The 13,574-nt window shown below is 67.3% G+C and carries 15 protein-coding genes; 2 read left to right on the top strand and 13 right to left on the bottom strand.

Annotated elements, in window-relative coordinates; translation table 11 throughout:
• Window positions 1–194: 194 nt before the first annotated feature.
• The 9 genes from JOF48_RS18500 to JOF48_RS18460 form a co-directional block, all read right to left on the bottom strand.
• Window positions 195–965 carry an alpha/beta fold hydrolase gene (locus tag JOF48_RS18500; RefSeq protein WP_342591302.1) on the bottom strand — a complete coding sequence of 257 codons (771 nt, stop codon included), beginning with the start codon at window positions 963–965 and terminating at the stop codon, window positions 195–197.
• A 32-nt stretch (window positions 966–997) separates the two neighbouring features.
• Window positions 998–1,330 (bottom strand): MmcQ/YjbR family DNA-binding protein, encoded by a 333-nt coding sequence (locus JOF48_RS18495; protein ID WP_245346607.1) that lies wholly within the window; start codon window positions 1,328–1,330, stop codon window positions 998–1,000.
• Window positions 1,331–1,763: 433 nt separating this feature from the next.
• Complete coding sequence (locus tag JOF48_RS18490) at window positions 1,764–3,125, bottom strand: HRDC domain-containing protein (protein ID WP_209684762.1); 1,362 nt, start codon at window positions 3,123–3,125, stop codon at window positions 1,764–1,766.
• A 176-nt stretch (window positions 3,126–3,301) separates the two neighbouring features.
• Window positions 3,302–3,877: a DUF3000 domain-containing protein gene (locus JOF48_RS18485; RefSeq protein ID WP_209683440.1), complete on the bottom strand. Its 576-nt coding sequence runs from the start codon at window positions 3,875–3,877 to the stop codon at window positions 3,302–3,304.
• Window positions 3,878–3,980: 103 nt separating this feature from the next.
• Window positions 3,981–5,039, bottom strand: coding sequence for a threonine aldolase family protein (locus JOF48_RS18480; protein WP_342591301.1), 1,059 nt, complete (start codon window positions 5,037–5,039; stop codon window positions 3,981–3,983).
• A gap of 39 nt (window positions 5,040–5,078) precedes the next feature.
• Window positions 5,079–5,828 carry an SDR family oxidoreductase gene (locus JOF48_RS18475; RefSeq protein WP_209683438.1) on the bottom strand — a complete coding sequence of 250 codons (750 nt, stop codon included), beginning with the start codon at window positions 5,826–5,828 and terminating at the stop codon, window positions 5,079–5,081.
• An 18-nt stretch (window positions 5,829–5,846) separates the two neighbouring features.
• Window positions 5,847–7,232, bottom strand: coding sequence for a DUF6421 family protein (locus JOF48_RS18470; RefSeq protein ID WP_245346605.1), 1,386 nt, complete (start codon window positions 7,230–7,232; stop codon window positions 5,847–5,849).
• 237 nt (window positions 7,233–7,469) lie between these two features.
• Entirely contained in the window at window positions 7,470–7,886 is a 417-nt protein-coding gene (gene msrB / locus JOF48_RS18465) for a peptide-methionine (R)-S-oxide reductase MsrB (protein ID WP_209683435.1), read from the bottom strand.
• A 13-nt stretch (window positions 7,887–7,899) separates the two neighbouring features.
• Entirely contained in the window at window positions 7,900–8,391 is a 492-nt protein-coding gene (locus tag JOF48_RS18460) for a hypothetical protein (RefSeq protein WP_209683432.1), read from the bottom strand.
• A 120-nt stretch (window positions 8,392–8,511) separates the two neighbouring features.
• On the opposite strand from JOF48_RS18460, the gene JOF48_RS18455 reads away from it, so the two are divergent.
• Window positions 8,512–9,729, top strand: coding sequence for an alpha/beta hydrolase family protein (locus JOF48_RS18455; RefSeq protein WP_209683430.1), 1,218 nt, complete (start codon window positions 8,512–8,514; stop codon window positions 9,727–9,729).
• A 156-nt stretch (window positions 9,730–9,885) separates the two neighbouring features.
• Here the strand turns inward: JOF48_RS18455 and JOF48_RS18450 are convergent, their stop codons facing one another.
• Both JOF48_RS18450 and JOF48_RS18445 read right to left on the bottom strand, forming a co-directional pair.
• A complete protein-coding gene (locus JOF48_RS18450; RefSeq protein ID WP_209683426.1) occupies window positions 9,886–10,527 on the bottom strand; it encodes a transcriptional regulator in 642 nt (213 codons plus the stop codon).
• Window positions 10,524–10,913, bottom strand: coding sequence for an RNA polymerase sigma factor sigma-70 region 4 domain-containing protein (locus JOF48_RS18445; protein ID WP_209683417.1), 390 nt, complete (start codon window positions 10,911–10,913; stop codon window positions 10,524–10,526). Before JOF48_RS18445 ends, JOF48_RS18450 begins: the two co-directional genes overlap by 4 nt.
• A gap of 146 nt (window positions 10,914–11,059) precedes the next feature.
• Here JOF48_RS18445 and JOF48_RS18440 point away from each other — a divergent pair, with 146 nt between their 5' ends.
• The gene (locus tag JOF48_RS18440) at window positions 11,060–12,136 is read left to right on the top strand and encodes a PEP/pyruvate-binding domain-containing protein (protein WP_342591300.1); all 1,077 of its coding nucleotides are present in this window, start codon (window positions 11,060–11,062) and stop codon (window positions 12,134–12,136) included.
• A gap of 407 nt (window positions 12,137–12,543) precedes the next feature.
• On the opposite strand, the gene ybaK is transcribed toward JOF48_RS18440, so the two are convergent.
• Both ybaK and JOF48_RS18430 read right to left on the bottom strand, forming a co-directional pair.
• Entirely contained in the window at window positions 12,544–13,041 is a 498-nt protein-coding gene (ybaK, locus tag JOF48_RS18435; RefSeq protein WP_209683413.1) for a Cys-tRNA(Pro) deacylase, read from the bottom strand.
• 7 nt (window positions 13,042–13,048) lie between these two features.
• Window positions 13,049–13,507, bottom strand: a complete 459-nt coding sequence (locus JOF48_RS18430; protein WP_209683411.1) for a SufE family protein — start codon at window positions 13,505–13,507, stop codon at window positions 13,049–13,051.
• Window positions 13,508–13,574: the final 67 nt, after the last annotated feature.

Here is a 13,574-nt window from a genome sequence, read left to right as displayed (position 1 = left end):
CTAGGGGGCTTCTCGGCGGTTGTGTTGAACATCATGTTACTAGCGGGTAACTTCCGCACCAAATCGTTGACGCCATCGCACCATTGGCTGCATTTTCACGGTCCATGTCGCAGCAATGGCGTCCCGTAAGAGCCAGCCATTGCTGCGAAAGCGTTGGGAAGGATCCGGCCAAGGCCGCGTCAGCGCCGGGCGGGTTACAGCAGTGCCATCTCGTCGGCGACCTGGGCCGCCGCCGCCTCCGGAATAGCCGTGGAGGCGTGTTCGAGCACGAGCAGCCTTGCGCCGGGGATCTCCCGGGCAAGCGCTTCGCCGTTGCCGACGGGGAAGAAGGGGTCGTGGCGTCCGTGCACCACCAATGCCGGGACAGCGATCTCGGGGAGATACCTGCGCCAGCTTGGCTTGCAGTCGAGGCGCGAGAACACCAGGCCCAGCTGATTGGCCATCTGCAGTGCGGCATCCGTGCCCGGGGTGCGGTCCCACTTGCGCGCTGCGGCTGAGCGGGCGGTGTCGGGATCGTCGCCGAGGATTTCTGCGCCGGCGGCGGCGAACTCGGCCACCGCGGTGCGGTCCGACCAGTCGGGAAACGGGCGTGCAAACAACCTGGCTATTGTTGCCGCGGCATGGTCGGGAAGGTCGTGGGGAACAGGGCCAGGTGCCACTGGCCTGGTGCCGGCCAGGGTGAGTGCCGAGAACGCTGACGGGTGCTCGATTGCAGCGACCTGCGCCACCATCCCGCCGACGCCGACGCCTGCGAGGTGGGCGGGGCGGTCGTCCAGTGCGCGGGCGAGTGCTGCGGCGTCAGTTGCGAGGTCACGCAATGTGTAGGCCGGGGCCTGAGGATCGACGGTCGTCGAGGCTCCGCAGTCGCGAAGGTCGTATCTCACGACGTGCCGCCCCCGGTGTGCAAGCGCCTCGCAGAGCCGATCGGGCCAGGACAGCATGGTCGTGCCGCCCGCGAGCAACACCAGCGGCGCCGCTCATGGGTGCTCGCCTGTTGTCATTGCGGACCGGTGGGATGGCTGAGGTCGTAGCTGCGGGAGACTTTCGCCGGCACGACCATGCGCCAGGCCTCCACGACAAGCTCGCGGGCCTCGGCCGGGTCCAGCAACGCCAGATTGGCGTGGACCCAGTTGAAGCGCATGTCCGACTGTCGGGGGAGCATGAACTCATCTGGATCCCCGCCGATGAGGGCAGCCCGCATGTCTTTCGGGAAGGCGAACCCCATCACGCTCTCGTCGAGGGAGAACGCGACGTAGACGATCTGGCCGACGCGGAACTTCAACTGCCCGCGCACGTATGCAAGGTAGGAGCGTTCCAATTCCTCGCCCAATGACAGAACGTCCTCGGTGACCGCCATGGCTAGAGTCCCTGGGGCGCGGCCGGCCCCGAGCAATCCGTGGTGGCAGGGCATGCCCTTGTGCAATCAAGCACCACGGCTGCACCTCCTCAAGTTTTCTCGATGCCGGGCCGCGAGGTCCTGCGAATGGGAGTCACGCCGCAGCGCCGGCAGCCCCGGCCACTCCACAGGCCGGCGGACTGGTCCGCTCACGCTGGGAGCAGGACACCTTGCCCGCACACTTTACGGCACAAGTCTGTCGATCAAAAGGGTTTCGCATCAGAAGACGAAGACGAAGACGAAGGCGGGTGCGAGGGCGTTGCGACTAGGCCCGCCATTGCTGCGAGGGCGTCGCGACAAAACCCGCAATTGCTGCGACAGCGTCGTGTGTGGCGTCCGCTTGGCTGGGCCGTTGGTCCAGGCGGCGCTAGGCGGGGGAGTCGCCGTCGTGCCTGGGCTTCCGGGGTTCCAGTGGATCGGGGTTGGCGATGGAGTCGGCCAGCAGCGCTGCCGTGAGGCCGATCTGCCACGGGCGGGCGCCCAGCTCGGCAAGCGCGGCGGAGACGGCGGCTTCCGTGGGCTCGGCCGGGGGGCGCCAGCAGATGCGGCGCAGGTGGTCGGGCGTGAGAATGTTCTCCGCCGGAATGTTCAGTTCCTCGGACAGGGCGGCCAGGCGGGGCCGGGCGGTGGCCATGCGGGCGGCGGCGGCCGGATCGCGTTCTGCCCACACGCGCGGCGGCGGGGGAGCGTTGTTGGCCAGCTGCAGGGGAGGCAGGTCCGTGGTGTTCTTGGCGGTCTGGATGGCGTGGAGCCACTTGGGGGCGTCGCGCTTTGCCGAGCGGCCGTGGAATCCGGGCAGTGCCAGCAGCGCGGGGACAGTGGTGGGCATGCCCTTGGCCGCGGCAATGATGGCCGAATCGGGGATCAGCCGGCCCGGGGCGATGTCGCGGTGCTCTGCCAGTTTTTCCCGGGTCTGCCACAGATCCCGGACGGCGGCCAGCTGGACGCGGTTGCGGATGGTGTGCGATCCGGAGGTGCGGCGCCACGGATCAACCCGCGGTGCCGGCACGCCGGAATCAACCAGGTGGGCGAATTCCTGCCGGGCATATTCAAGTTTGCCGCTGTCCTCCAGCAGGGCCAGCAGCTCCTCCTCCAGGTCCACCAGCACCTCCACGTCCAGTGCGGCGTAGCGCAGCCACGGCTCGGGCAGCGGGCGGGTGGACCAGTCGGCTGCTGAATGCTCCTTGGCCAGGTGGTAGCCCAGCAGGGATTCGACGACGGCGCCCAGCCCCACCCGGGGGAGGCCGGCGATGCGGGCGGCCAGCTCGGTGTCAAAGAGCCTGTCCGGCCACATGCCCACTCCGGCGAGGCACGGCAGGTCCTGGCTGGCTGCGTGGAGGATCCACTCGACGCCGTCCAGGGCCTGGTCGATGATCTTCAGGTCCGGGAAGGCTTCGGGGTCGATGAGCCAGGTGCCGGCGCCGTCGCGGCGAATCTGCACCAGCATGGCGCGCTGGCCGTAGCGGAAGCCGGAAGCGCGCTCGGTGTCGACTGCTGCCGGCCCGTGGCCGGCGGCCAGGGCGGCGGCGCAGCGCCGGAGTGCAGGGTCGGTGTCAACGACGGCGGGAATCCCGTCCCGGGGCATGTCCAGGTCCACAAGGTCGGGCAGTTCGCCCAACTCAACCTGGACGCCGTCGATAAGGACCGAGGTCAGCGGCTCAGGGGCCACTTCCGTGGCGGTTCCCCCGGTGCGGTCCTTGGCGGCATGGCCCGTGTGGGTCGCGGACATTTTGGCCCTGGCGCGGCTGTGGGCGCTTGCTTGTGGGTTGGTCATGATGCCTTTAGTCTACCGAACAGCCGAAGCGGCCGGGCCGGTGGCCGAAACCGGTGCGCCGGGCGGCAGCCAGCGGGCGCCGGGCGGGCCCGGGGTGGCGGCCCGGTTGCTTCACCCGTGCCAGTGGAGGCTCAGAAGCGCTTGCGCCGAGGGGCGAGGAGGGTCACGCCGTCGGGAAGGGGCGGCAGGCCCGCAAAGGTGCATACGATGTTGGACCACGCTTCGAGGTGGTTGGCCATGGACGAAGTGCCGCAGGGGGTCCAGGAGGCGCGCAGCTCCAGGTCGATGGAGTCGGGCCGCCCAGCCAGGGCTCCGTAGCTTTCCGACAGCACACGCGTTGCCGTGCCGCCGGCATTGCCGTACTTGGCGCCGGCCGACTCCAGTGCCTCAACCAGCCAGGCCCAGGCAACATTGCCCAACAGTGAGTCGTGGCCCATTTCGGGTTCAAGCTGGGCGCGGATGTAGGTGACAATCCGGAAGGTGCCGCCCCACACGGGGGATCCTTCGGGATCGTGCAGCAGGATGAAGCGGCCCGTGGCCGTCTCTTCGCCATGGACCACTGCCTCGGCGCCGATGGCCACGCGGTAGGGGGCCAGCCGTGCCGGCGCAGGAACTTCGGCCAGCTTGAGCTCCCTGCGGGTCCGGGCGCTCCGCAGGGAGGCAAGTGCTTGCTGGAAGTCGGCCGGAAGGTCAGGATTGGGGTTCACACACGAAGGCTACGATGCTGCCGGCGGAAACAGCGGCAGGCGCGCCGCAGGGGTGCAACTGCGACTGTTGGCCGTAACAATTCCCCCGGCGCGCCCGGGCGCCTCAGCTGCCCAGTTCCTCCGCAACGGCGGCCGAAAAGGCGTCGACATCGGCCTCTGTGGTGTCGTAGGAACACATCCAGCGCACCTCGCGGGCGGCCTCGTCCCAGTCATAGAAACGGAACCGGGTGCGCAGGCGGTCGGCAACCCCGGGCGGCAGCACGGCGAAGACGCCGTTGGATTCCGTGGCGCGCGTCAGCTCCACACCTGGAAGCCCTTCCACCGCCGCGCGAAGGCGTGCAGCCATGGCGTTGGCGTGGCCGGCAGAGCGCAGCCACAGCCCGCCGTCGAGCATGGCCAGGAACTGGGCGGAGATGAAGCGCATCTTGGAGGAGAGCTGCATGTTCATCTTGCGCAGGTAGATCAGCCCGTCGCAGGCGTCCGGGTTCAGCGCCACCACGGCCTCGCCGAACAGCATCCCGTTTTTGGTGCCGCCAAAGGAGATGACATCGACGCCGGCATCCGAGGTGAATTCACGCACCGGCACGCCCAGGAAGGCCGCCGCGTTGGCCAGCCTGGCGCCGTCCATGTGCACCTTCATGCCGAGGGCATGGGCATGGTCGCAGATGGCACGCACCTCGGCGGGCGTGTAGCAGGTGCCCAGTTCCGTGGTCTGCGTGATGGACACGGCGAGCGGCTGTGCGCGGTGCTCGTCGCCAAAGCCCCACGCCTCCTTGTCGATCAGCGCCGGGGTCAGCTTGCCGTCGGGGGTGGCCACGGGCAACAGCTTCATGCCGCCCACCCGCTCCGGCGCCCCGTTCTCATCCATGTTGATGTGGGCCGTGGCCGCGCACACCACGGCACCCCACCGCGGCAGCAGCGACTGCAGTGCCGTCACGTTGGCGCCCGTGCCGTTGAATACCGGGAACACCTCCACGTCGCGGCCAAACAGTTCCGTGAGCTCCCGCCCCAGCCGCGCCGTGTAGGCGTCTTCGCCGTACGCCACCTGGTGCCCGCCGTTGGCCGCAGCCAGGGCCGCCATGACCTCGGGATGGAAGCCGGAGTAGTTGTCCGAGGCAAAGCTCGTCAGTGCGGTGTCGTGCAGTTGTTCAAAGGTGCTCACAGGGTGTCTTTCTCGGATGGTGTGTGGAACGAAAATATGTCAGGCGACGGTGTCAAGGATCAGGCGTGCGCCGTTGAGCTGCGCCGCGGGGGTGTCAAAGAGGCCCGCCACCGCCTGCCCCAGCACGCTGACGTCGGTGAACCCGGGGAAGCGCCTTTCGGGGGAGCGGGCGCGCATGGCATCGTCCACGAGCGCCTTCACCACCAGCACGACGGCGGCGCCTGCGTTGGGTGCCGCGGCCTGCCCGCCGGCGCTGGTTGCGTCGGAACCGGTGCCCGGCCCGCCGGCAAAGCCGGCGGCAACGGCCTGCACCCAGGTCTCCGCGGCGGCCTTGATGGAGGCGTAGTTGGCATCCCCGGGGCCGGGGTGCGTGACGGTGGTGGAGGAGACGATGGCCAGCCGCCCCGCGGGTGAGGCGGCCAGGTCGTCGTAAAACGCCTTGCTCGTGTTGCGCAGGGTGGCCAGCACGGTGTGGTGCAGGAAGTCCCAGTCGGAATCGGACTGCCCGGCAATCCCGGCACCGCCGCGCCAGCCGCCCACCAGGTGGATCAGTCCGTCAACGGGGCCGTAGCCTTCCTTGATGTCGGCGGCCAGCTCGGCCACGTCCTCGGGGTCGGCCAAATTGCACACGAGGGGGACGGCGCCGGGGGTGAGGCCGGCCGCGGCACTGATGCGTCCGGCGTCGGACCCCACAGTGAGCACACGCATGCCGGCACCCAAAAGGGCGCCGGCCACGGCAACGCCGGCGGCACTGCTGCCGCCGGCGATCAATACCAAGGGACTGTTCATGCTTTCCACAGTACCCACTTATGCGGCGCTGGCACCGGTGATGCCCGCCGTGGATTCAATGGTGCCCCGCATTTTCTTGCTCAAGGCCTCGTAGAACATGGAGAGCGGGAACTCGTCGTCCATGACCTGGTCGGTGATCTCGCGCAGCGGGGCGGTGAGCGGCAGCGCGTCCGGGCCCTTCGCCCAGGTGGACGCCGGATTGGGCGTCAGCGTGCCGGACACCAGTTCATACGCGGCAAGCCAGTGGGCCAGCTTGGGCCGGTCGATCGAGCGCCAGTACAGCTCCTCGATCTCGTGGCCCAGCGCTATCACCACATCCGGCACCTCCGCCCAGTCGATGGTCAGCTTGGTGTCGGTCCAGTGCAGCACGTGATGCTGGTGCAGCCAGGCAAACAGCAGCTGCCCGCCCAGGCCGTCGTAGTTGCGCACGCGCGAGCCCGTGATGGCAAAACGGAAGATCCGGTCAAATATGACGGCGTACTGGACCAGCTTGGCGTGCCGGCGGGCCTCGGAGGACGCCTTCTCGTCCTTCTCCACTGCCACGGATTCGCGGTACGCGGTCAGGTCGCAGCGCAGCTCCTCCAGGGAGTACAGGAAGTACGGCATGCGCTGCTTGATCATGAACGGGTCAAAGGGCAGGTCCCCGCGCATGTGCGTGCGGTCGTGGATGAGGTCCCACATGACGAACGTTTCCTGTGTCAGTTCCTGGTTGTCCAGAAGTTCGACGGCGTCGCCCGGCAGCTCGAGGCGCGTCACCTGTGCGGCCTCCCGGACCACGCGGCGGAAGCGGGCGGCCTCCCGGTCCTGGAAGATGGCGCCCCACGTGAAGGTGGGGGTTTCGCGGACGGAGACGCTTTCCGGGAAGAGCACGGCGGAGTTGGTGTCGTAGCCGGGAGTGAAGTCAATGAAGCGCAGCGGGACGAAGAGCTTGTTGGAGTAGTTGCCGGCCTCCAGCTCACCAATGAATTCGGGCCAGATCACCTCGACCAGGACCGCCTCCACGAAGCGGGAGGTGGAGCCGTTCTGGGTGTACATGGGGAAGACCACCAGGTGGCCCAGCCCGTTGGTTCGGTGTTCCTGCGGGTTGAACGCCAGCAGCGAGTCAAGGAAGTCGGGGATGGCCAGGCCCGAATCCACCCACTTCGTGAAGTCTGCGACCAGCAGCTCCAGGTAGCGGGCGTCGTGGGGGAAGTGCGGGGCCAGTTCCGCGACGGACTCCGTGATGGAGCGCACCAGGGCTGCGGCGGCGGGGTGGTCCGCCGGATCCGGGACGGAGCCGTCCTTGGCCTGCAGGCCCTGCAGCCCTGTGGCGGCAGCCTTGAGCGACAGCCAGGCGGGGCTGGCGGCCAGGGCAGTGGTGTCGACGGTTCCGGCCGTGCCGGCGTTTTCAATGGTGAGGTTCATGGAGGTCGCTTCCTTGCTGCTGCTCTGGCCCGGGGCCCTTTTTTCCGAGCGTAGCAATGGAACAACAAAACTAATCAGAAAAGCCCCTGAGCATAAGAAATTCTCATGCTCAGGGGCTGTTTCCGCGTTTCTCACGACAGCGCCGGGTGCCCTTGCCGGTGCGCAGGGGCGGTGGGGCCTGTGCCAGGCCGGATTGGTATGCAGGTGCCGGGCGGGGTTGTGGCGATGGGCCGCCGCTCAGGCGTCCTTGAGTCTCAGGGACACCGAGTTGATGCAGAAGCGCTCGTCCGTGGGAGTCTCATAGCCTTCACCCTTGAACAGGTGGCCCAGGTGCGAGTCGCAGGCCGTGCAGCGCACCTCGATGCGCTCCATGCCCAGGGAGTTGTCGTGCAGGTAGCGCACGGTGCCCTCCGCCAGCGGGGCAAAGAACGACGGCCAGCCGCAGTGTGAGGAGAACTTTTCCTTGGAGGTGAACAACTCGGCCCCGCACGCCCGGCAGGCGTACACGCCTTCCTGCATGGAGTCCCAATACTCGCCGGTGAAGGGACGTTCGGTCCCGGCCTGCCGCAGCACCTGGTACTCGGCGGGGCTCAGTTCCTCCCGCCACTGCTCATCGGTCTTGGTCACGGTCGGGGAGTAGTCAGAAGTGCTCATGACTGCATAACGCTTAGGAGTCGCCAATAAATCCCGAATCGGAGTACAGGTGCAGAACCGGCAGCCCCAGCTTGCGCTGTGCCTGGTTGGCCCAGTCCTGGCGGAACGTGTCCGCAACCGCGTGCGGGCGGGTGATGACCACTGCCTGCCGGGCACCCGTTTCGGTGACTTTGGCAACCAGGGAAGCAACGGCGTCGCCCTCGGCAACTTCACCGGTGGCCTTGGCGCCGCCGGCAGCAAGGGCCGCCAGCGAGGAGGCCAGCACTTCCTGGGCGGCGTGCTCGCGGGTCTTGGCGTCCGGCTGGGGTGCAAATTCCTTCAGCGCGCCCGGAATATCCAGCATGGTCAGCTGGTCGATGACATCGACAAACAAGTTCCGCTTGGTGTCGTTGGGCACCAGCAGCACCAGCTCAACATCGTCGTCGGGCCCGTAAAGATCGGTGACGTTCTCCACGTCGAGGGCGGTCAAGGGTTCTTCGGTCAGGATAATGATCGACTCGGTCATGGGTTCAGTTTAGGCGCTCACAACCAGAAATCCGGCCGGCGCCCGCGGATTCGCGAAGAAAGTTACGCAGGCCGCGGTGAGCCGCTCGACTCGGCCGCACGCCATGGGCAGAATGGGAGCATGGCTTCCACGGATCAGCAGTCGCGTTCATGGCTCAAATGGGGTGCCCTGGGCGCCGCCGCGGCAGGGGGAGGGGCAGCGGTTGTCCTGACCGCCACCTCAGGGCTCGCCGCATTTTTTGCCCGGCGCGTGGTGACCCCGGAGAAGCACCGGGCCGACGACGTCGCCATCCTTGCTGTCATCCCCGACGGACCCTCACTCCACGTAGTCCTGGAGGCCACCGCGGACACGGTCATCGACGGCCGCTACGGACTGTACTTCAACGACAGCACCGCCAATGCCGTCATCGGCCGCATCACCTCGTATGTGCCCCGGGAGGGCAGCGTCACCCGCGAGGTAATCTCCGTCCACGGCGGGGACCTGCGCCAGGCCACCTCCGGCTGGTGGTCGGGCAACCCCTACGCCGACCCTGCACAGATGGGCCTGGAATTTTCCGAAGTGGAGCTGGCGCTGCCCGGCGGCCCCGGCCCCAGCTGGTTCCTGCCGGCGCTGAACGCCGGATCCACCTGGGCCATCATGGTCCACGGCCGCGGCGCCCGCCGCAACGAGGGCCTGCGGGCTGTCCCCACCGCCCACCGGCTCGGCATGAACGCGCTGCTGGTCTCTTACAGGAACGACGGCGATGCCCCCGCAGCGCCCGACGGCAGGTATGGGCTGGGGGTCACCGAGTGGGCCGACATCGAGGTGGCGATCGACTACGCCATCGCCCACGGTGCGAAGGACGTGGTGCTGTTTGGCTACTCCATGGGCGGGGCGATCAGCCTGCAGGTTGCCGACCTCGCCCGCAACAGGAAGCACGTGCTGGCGCTGGTGCTGGACGCGCCGGTCATCAACTGGGTTGATGTCCTGGCGCACCAGGCGCAGCTCAACCGGATCCCCAACTATGTGGGCAAGTACGGGGAGCTGATGCTCAGCCATCCGATGGGGCGGCGCATCACGGGGCTGGCCGCGCCCGTGGACTTCAAGGCCATGGATTGGGTCAGCCGCGCGATTGAACTGCGCACCCCCACCCTGATCCTGCACAGCATCGACGATGACTTTGTTCCGTACGAGCCCACCGCTGAACTGGCGCGCCGCAACCCGGAAATGGTTACCTTCGAACCGTTCAGCAAGGCCCGGCATACCAAGGAGTGGAACGTGGATTCCGAGCGCTGGGAAGAAGAGGTGGAAGCATGGCTGCGCCCCCGGCTGGGGCGGCACGGCCTGCCCCGCCACTGACGCAGAACTGCCTGCCGCCTCCGCCTCTCGACGCCATCGCAGCATTGGTTGCTTTTCCCCAGTCCCTGTCGCACCATTGGCTGGATTTTAATGAGCCCTGTCGCAGCCATGACGGCCGGGACGGCGACGGCAGCCGGCAGTCCCGGGCCAGGAACTCTAGGCTTCCTCGTGGCGGCTGATGCCCAGCGTGGCGATGAGGTCTTCGTGGAGTTGGAACCACACCCGGTGGCAGGAATCCACAGTGGTCGTGTCGATCCAGTTGTGCTGACCGTTCCTTCCCTTTTCCAGAGCAGATTCGTAACGGGCCACGTAGCCGTCGAAGCGCATCAGCAAGGCGGACAGGCGCCCGGCCAGTGGTGCCAGTTCACTGCCTAGTGCAGACAGTTCGTCAAGGATGCCACGGTCCCATTCCGGGTCGTCGTGGTTGTTGGTGCCGAACCGGTCCGCGCCCGTTGGTTTGATCTGCCAGTCGGTGACGGCACGCAGCAGGCGGGCATTGAGCGGGAGAAATCCGCCGTAGATCGCTGGAATCGTGTTTTCCCGGTCGACGGTCCCGCGTTCTGCTGCCAGTTGGCGTTCGTTCTCGGACTTGCCTGGGTCTGTCAGTGACCAGCCGGCCAGGTCGGCGAAGGTGAAGTGCTGAATCCACCCGGCACGTTCCGCGCGCCCCAGCACCTGCACGGCCGTGCCATGGCTGGTCCCGGCACGTTCGGCAACGGCCCTGCTGTCCGCGAATCCCAGAAGGCATACGGCGTGCAGCACCAACAATTCCTGTGTGGAAGGGTGTGCCGTGGTCACTTGGCCTGCCTGGCACTGAGCCGGTTCACGTACTGTTGGCACGCCTGCGGGGAGCGAAAGCCCATCGCCTCGGCGATTTGCGCCCAGGTCAGCCCCTCATTGCGGGCCGCGAAGAGCAGCCCGGCCTCAACGCCGTCGACTTCCGCCCTCGCTGCCGGCAGCAGTGACAGCGCATCGAGCAGTTCACCGGGGTCGGGCTCGGATGAACGCCACAGGGCAAATTGCGTCAAGTCGAGCGCTGAGGGTGGAACCGGCGCCGGCCGCCACGGGCGAGGCGCCAGGTCCTTTGCCCCCCGGTCGAGAATCCGGTCGCGGGCTTCGCGCTCACGGCGGGCCTGCGTGTGGTCGATATTGCCGGTCGGGTCGGGCCCCTGCGTGCTTTCCATGCCGCCCATCCTGCTAGCATCAACATAATGTTGTCAACATTTCATTGAAAGGTTTTGTGGTGCTGTCGAGGCTTTGCGATGCCGACCCGGCCACCTCAGGGGGCAAGGCGGGTGCACTGGCGGTGCTGCTTCGAGGGGGATTTCCAGTGCCTGACGGGTTCGTGGTGCCCAACCCAGCTCCGTTGGCCACGTCCGACGGCGGTGCCTCCTTGCAGGTAGCGGTCGCCGGTGCACTGGCACGGCTGGGTGACCCCGTCGTGGCAGTCCGGTCGTCAGCGTCGGATGAGGACGGCGTTGCCGCCTCGGCGGCCGGCCAGTACGAAACCGTAATCGGTGTTCGTGGAACCGCCGAGGTATGCCACGCCATAGCCTCCTGCAGGATGTCAGCCGGCGCCGCACGCGTTGGTGACTACCGCCGTCGAACGAGTTCCGGCAACCCGCATGGTGCCGCGGGCATGGCGGTGCTGGTCCAGCGAGTGGTTGAGGCGGAGGTCTCCGGCGTCATGTTCACGCCGCAGCGGCCGGGCGAACCCACCAGGATCGAGGCGTCCTGGGGACTGGGGCTGTCAGTGGTGGGCGGAATCGTCACCCCGGACGCCTACGAGGCAGCGGCAGACGGAACCATTGACTGCTTGGTGGGAAGCAAACTGGCCCGAATCGACCTGGCCCACGGGCTCAGCGGTGTTGTTGGCAGCGCCGTCGCTGCACAGCAGCAAACAGCACGCACCTTGGATGACGGGGTGGTCGCGGCGCTGGCTGGCCTGGGTGGGCAGATAGCGGGGACCCTTGGCGGGCCGCAGGACGTGGAATGGGCTGTCGCGGACGGCAAGTTGTGGATCTTGCAGGCACGCCCCATTACGGCGGAACTTCCTGCCAGGAGGGTACCTGGACCGTCCGGTCCTGCCGGGGTGCTGACGGGCACACCCGGTTCCCATGGAACAGCCGCCGCGACCGCACGGATTGTGCGCGGCCCCTCCGCATTTGCAACTGTCCGCCGTGGCGACATCCTGGTCTGCCCCTACACCGACCCGGCCTGGACGCCGCTGTTCACCGTGGCCGCGGGGGTTGTCACAGAGACCGGCGGGGCGCTCTCACACGCTGCGATCGTTGCCCGCGAATACGGGATTCCCGCCGTGCTCGGAGTTGCCCATGCGACTTCCCTCATCGGCAACGGCGCCCAAATCGCAGTGGACGGAACTGCCGGAACCATTGCCTTCCTCTGACAGGACCCGATTCGAGAAACCGGGGAGCAGGCACGCCACATCCGATGCAGGGAGCGCGCCCGTCCGCCCATCATGGTCAGAATCAACGACGTGTTCCCCTCCCAACTGAACTGCAGCGAACCGGACAACCCTTGACTTAGCGGCCCTGAAAGCTGCCGGAAAATGGGGGATGCGAGTGGCCGGCCAGCTGGTCAACACTGCGGACCCGGTGTGCCGGAAGGTGCGACAGCATTCGTCAAGCAACAAGCCATTGGTGCGACGGGGTCGGGGAAAAACCAGCTAATGGTGCGATGGCGTCAGGATTGGATGCCGGGATTGGACGCCCGGGTTGGAAGGCGGCGGGATTGGCCGGCGCCGGTGCCGGGTGGTGCTGGGCGGTACTGGCCGGCGCCGGAGGCGGGGGCGCGTCAGGCCTGGTGGCCGATGGGGGCGGTTGACGCCTTCGTGACGGCGATGAGGTCTGCGGGGGAGAGCTCAATGTCGAATCCCCTGCGTCCGCCAGAGACGAAGATGGTCTCGTGGGCCAGGGCTGAATGGTCCAGCACGGTGGGGGAGTGCTGGCGCTGGCCGATGGGGGAGATGCCGCCCAGGACGTAGCCGGTGCGGCGCTGGGCCAGGGCAGGGTCGGCCATGGCGGCCTTTTTCTGGCCCAGCGCGTGCGCCAGCGCCTTCAAGTCAAGGGTGCCGCTGACCGGGACGATCGCCACGGCCAGGGTTCCCCCGACATCGGCCACAAGTGTCTTGAACACGCGGGCCGGATCCAGGCCCAAAACGGTCGCCGCCTCCATGCCGTAGCTCGTGGCGGCGGGGTCGTGCTCATAGGCGTGCCCGGTGAAGGCAATGCCGGCCTTGGTCAGTTCAACTGTGGCGGGGGTTCCGGCCCCCGCCGCGGATTTCCTTGCCATGGCCAGGCTAGGCGGAGGGGCGCACGCCGTTGGCGATCTTGCGCTTGACCCGGCCCAGCATGGCGGACATGCCGCGCATGCGGAGAGGGGAGATGGCGCGGGTCAGGCCGAGCTGCTCGGGCATGTCGTCGGGCACGGCGAGGATTTCCTCAGCAGTCAGGCCGTCCAGGCCCTCAAAGAGAACCGCCGCGAAGCCGCGCGTGGTGGGCGCCTCGGGGGGTGCCTGGAAGAACAAGCGGATGATGTCGCCGTCGTCCGTCTTTTCCGACTCAACCGTCAGGAACAGCGGCGACTGGCACTCCACCACCTGCTCCAGCAGTTCGGGGTGGTTGCTCAGGCGCTCCGGCAGCGGCGGCAGGCCGCGCGAGAATTCGAGCAGCAGCGTGAGCCGGTCGGCTTCCTCGAGTTCCTTGAAATCGTTGACGATCTCGGCCAGTGCTTGCGGGAGTGCTTGTGAAGTAGTCATCAACTAAAGCGTACGATTCTTTTCTTAAGAGTGTGAAACCAGTGGGTGCGGCCAAAGGCTGCCGGGC

Source organism: Arthrobacter stackebrandtii (assembly GCF_017876675.1).
GTDB lineage: Bacteria > Actinomycetota > Actinomycetes > Actinomycetales > Micrococcaceae > Specibacter > Specibacter stackebrandtii.
This window is presented reverse-complemented; position numbering and strand designations above follow the sequence as displayed.